General features: G+C 44.5%; 3 protein-coding genes. 1 reads left to right on the top strand and 2 read right to left on the bottom strand.

Going from position 1 to position 3,811, the window contains the following annotated elements; all coding sequences use genetic code 11:
• Window positions 1–194: hypothetical protein (locus tag OQ5_RS23310; RefSeq protein ID WP_044107138.1), on the top strand; the 194-nt coding region annotated here is incomplete at its 5' end.
• Window positions 195–262: 68 nt separating this feature from the next.
• On the opposite strand, the gene OQ5_RS0100285 is transcribed toward OQ5_RS23310, so the two are convergent.
• Entirely contained in the window at window positions 263–2,383 is a 2,121-nt protein-coding gene (locus OQ5_RS0100285; RefSeq protein WP_016775574.1) for a Tex family protein, read from the bottom strand.
• A gap of 79 nt (window positions 2,384–2,462) precedes the next feature.
• Window positions 2,463–3,671, bottom strand: coding sequence for a DEAD/DEAH box helicase (locus OQ5_RS0100280; protein WP_016775573.1), 1,209 nt, complete (start codon window positions 3,669–3,671; stop codon window positions 2,463–2,465).
• Between the last annotated feature and the right edge of the window lie 140 nt (window positions 3,672–3,811).

The following is a 3,811-nucleotide window of genomic DNA, read 5'->3' as shown; positions in this document are numbered from 1 at the left end:
AAATCAGCAACTTTGTAGTTTTGGACTCCGGTGAAGGATTTGTGCCTAATGTTAATGATTATCAGGGAGATGGTTATCCCAATCCCTCTGATGGGTCTGCTAATTATGAAGGATACCGCTATCTTTATGGTGTTGGGCCCGGGAAAGAAATAGTTGTGGACTGGTATTACGGAACCGGACAAAGAGTTCAATAGTCATTTCAGAATTATCGGGAATAAGAAAGGGGTTGTTTTCATTAAAGCAACCCCTTTGTTTATTATCATCATATTTTCATCGACAACTGTATTCGTTTTCTTGCCACATCAACCTCGAGCACTTTAACCTCTACATGTTGGTGAAGTTTTACCACATCGGCCGGATTTGAGATATATCGGTCTGCCATCTGGGAAATGTGCACCAGCCCGTCCTGCTTAACACCCACATCCACAAAGGCGCCGAAATTGGTGATGTTGGTAACAATTCCCGGAACAACCATTCCGGGCTTAAGGTCTTCTATAGAAAAAACGTCTTTTGCAAATTCGAATACCTTAATGGTTTGCCGCGGATCACGCCCCGGTTTTTCTAATTCTTCCATGATATCTTTCAATGTTGGAAGTCCGGTTGTTTCTGTAACATACTTCTGAACATCTATTTTTTCACGTAAATGTTTGTTTTTGATAAGGTCTGAAATAGTACATTTCAGGTCTTTTGCCATTTTCTCAACAATGGAGTAGGATTCCGGGTGGACAGCTGTATTGTCCAAAGGGTTTTTGGCATCACTGATTCTCAGAAAGCCTGCAGCCTGCTCATAAGCTTTGGCGCCAAGGCGGGGAACTTTTTTCAGTTGACTGCGATTTTCGAAAGGCCCGTTTTCGTTACGAAAGGCTACTATGTTTTTCGCCAGCGCCGGGCCCAGGCCCGAAATGTAGGTGAGCAGGTGATGGCTGGCAGTATTAAGGTTAACGCCGACCATATTGACCACTGATTCCACGACCCTGTCAAGTGCTTCTTTGAGTTTTGTTTGGTCTACGTCATGCTGGTACTGACCCACCCCAATGGATTTGGGATCGATTTTTACCAGTTCTGCCAACGGATCCATCAGGCGTCTTCCGATGGAAACGGCACCACGCACAGTAACGTCGAAATCGGGAAATTCTTCACGAGCGGCTTTACTTGCACTGTATACCGAGGCACCATCTTCGCTGACCATGAAAACCTGCAAATCGCGATTGAATTTTATTTTTCTGACAAATGCTTCTGTTTCACGCGAGGCTGTTCCGTTACCAATGGCGATGGCTTCAATCTTGTAAGCATCAACCATCGACGAAAGTTTTTTCATCGACTTTCCGGCTTCTTTTTGCGGAGGATGTGGATAAATGGTTTCATTGTGCAGCAGTTCGCCTTGTGCATCCAGACAAACCACTTTGCATCCTGTCCTGTACCCGGGATCGATGGCCAGCACACGCTTTTGACCCAGTGGAGGCGCCAGGAGAAGTTGTCTGAGATTTTCTGCGAAAACTTTAATGGCTTCCTCGTCTGCTTTATCTTTGAAAGTGGTCAGCGTTTCGTTTTCGAGGGAAGGGGCCAGTAACCTTTTGTAAGCATCTTCAACAGCCATAGCCACTTGTTTCGAAGCAGCCGTATCTCCTTTAATAAAAAGACGTTCCAATTTTGGAATTATTTCTTCCTGTGGGGGTTGGGCTGAAATTTTCAGAAAACCTTCTTTTTCGCCACGTTGCATTGCCAGGAAGCGGTGTGACGGGCATTTTTTCAGTGGTTCGCTCCAGTCGAAATAGTCGCGGTACTTTGCACCCTCTTCTTCTTTTCCTTTAATGAGTTTTGAAGTAATTAAAGATTTGTGATAAAAGGTGTTTCGTACAATCTCCCTGGCGGTCTTGTTTTCATTGATCCACTCGGCGACGATATCTCGGGCACCCTGAATGGCAGCCTCAATATCAGGAACTTCATCAGAGAGGAATTGTGTAGCACGGGTTTCCACATCTCTTTCGGCCTGTTTCATAATGATTTTGGCAAGCGGTTCAAGTCCCAGCTCTTTGGCTTTTGAGGCACGTGTTTTTCGTTTGGGCTTGTATGGCAGGTAGATATCTTCAAGTTCGGTACTGTCGTAACAGTTTTCGATGCGTTCTTTTAGTTCGGAGGTCAAAGCATCTTGCTCTTCTATGGTTTTTAGAATGGTTGCTTTGCGTTTTTCGAGTTCGTTAAATCTGTCGTACGACTCCTTTATTGCGGCGATGGCTACTTCATCGAGGCTGCCGGTTCGTTCCTTCCTGTAGCGGCTGATGAACGGAATGGTTGCACCTTCGTTCAGAAGCTCCAGTGTGTTTTGAATTTGGGAAGCAGAAATTCCTGTTTGTTCAGCTATCAGATTTGGGATGGATCGCATGAATTAAAGAGATTTAGATTGTGATACTGTACAATATTTGTTATGTCATGAACGGGCGTTGTAATTTATGTAATTATCCTTAATGCCTTTTTCCTTTTTTCCTGAAGTTTCGTTTTTGGTAACTTTTTCCGCCTTTTTTGTCGGGATTGTACTCTGGTCCCCGGCCGATTTCTTCAGGAGGTGGCATTTTGATGATGGTAGATTCGATTAATTCTTCAATATTTTTGAAATCCCGTTGATCTCTGTCGGTAATGAAGGTTAATGCAACACCTGTTGAGGAGGCGCGGGCAGTTCGTCCTACGCGGTGCACATAATCTTCAGCATCATTGGGAACATCAAAGTTGATAACCAGGTCAATGCCTTCCACATCGATACCCCGGGCAATAATGTCAGTGGCCACAAGAATCTGGATATTCCGGTTCCTGAATTGTCGCATAACTTCGGTGCGTTCTTTCTGATCAAGGTCGGAATGTATGGCATGTGCATTAAAACCGTTTTGTTTTAATGATCGCTGGATATCTTTAACTTTTTGTTTCGTGGAAGAAAAGATAATAATGCTTTTCAGGTCTTTCCCCTTTAACAGATTGTTTACCAGCGGGATTTTCTGGTTTTCATAGACAACGTAGGCTCCCTGAAGGATACCTTCGGCCGGCTTGGATAAAGAAATATTGACTTCTTCGTAGTCGGACAGCAGTTCACGTGCAAGCTTCCTGATTTTGGGAGGCATGGTTGCAGAAAACATCAATGTTTGACGCTTTTTGGGAAGGTAAGAGACAATTTGCATAATGTCCTCATAAAAGCCCATATCCAACATTCTGTCGGCTTCGTCAAGAATGAGATGTTCCAGCGTGTCCATCTTCACATAGCCCATGCTCAGGTGCTGGATCAACCTGCCGGGAGTGGCAACAATGATATTGGCCCCGGTTATAAGAGCATTCTTTTGCCTGTTCCATAGTCCGGCATCATTGCCACCGTAAACAGCTATAGATGTGACATTCAGAAAGTAACCAAATCCTTCCATCTGCTGGTCGATCTGCATGGCCAGTTCGCGGGTGGGTACCAAAACAAGTGTGTTCAGTCCCTGTGTCTGTCTTACACTCTGCCGGTTCAATACCGGTAAGAGGTATGCAGCAGTTTTTCCTGTTCCAGTCTGGGCACAGGCAATGAGGTCCTTACCTCTCATAATTGCCGGAATGGTCGCTTCCTGAACAGGGGTAGCATCATCAAACCGCATGGCTTCCAATCCTTCCAGGACTTCAGCCGAAAAATTAAACTCCGTAAACTTCAATGTATTTTATGATTTTGAATGCGTTATTAATTAGTATCTGTCCATAAAGTACCATTTGCTGTGTTACGCTCGTCCGAAAATTACTCATTTACGATGAGTAAACTCCGTATTTTCGGCCTTCGCAAGCCTTGCAACTGGAA

The organism is Anaerophaga thermohalophila str. Valhall (genome assembly GCF_000250735.1).
Classification (GTDB): Bacteria; Bacteroidota; Bacteroidia; order Bacteroidales; family Marinilabiliaceae; genus Anaerophaga; species Anaerophaga thermohalophila_A.
This window is presented reverse-complemented; position numbering and strand designations above follow the sequence as displayed.

Excerpts from the sequence above, each read along its gene's own strand:
- OQ5_RS0100285 (WP_016775574.1), bottom strand. The coding sequence starts at position 2,383 with ATGCGATCCATCCCAAATCTGATAGCTGAACAAACAGGAATTTCTGCT.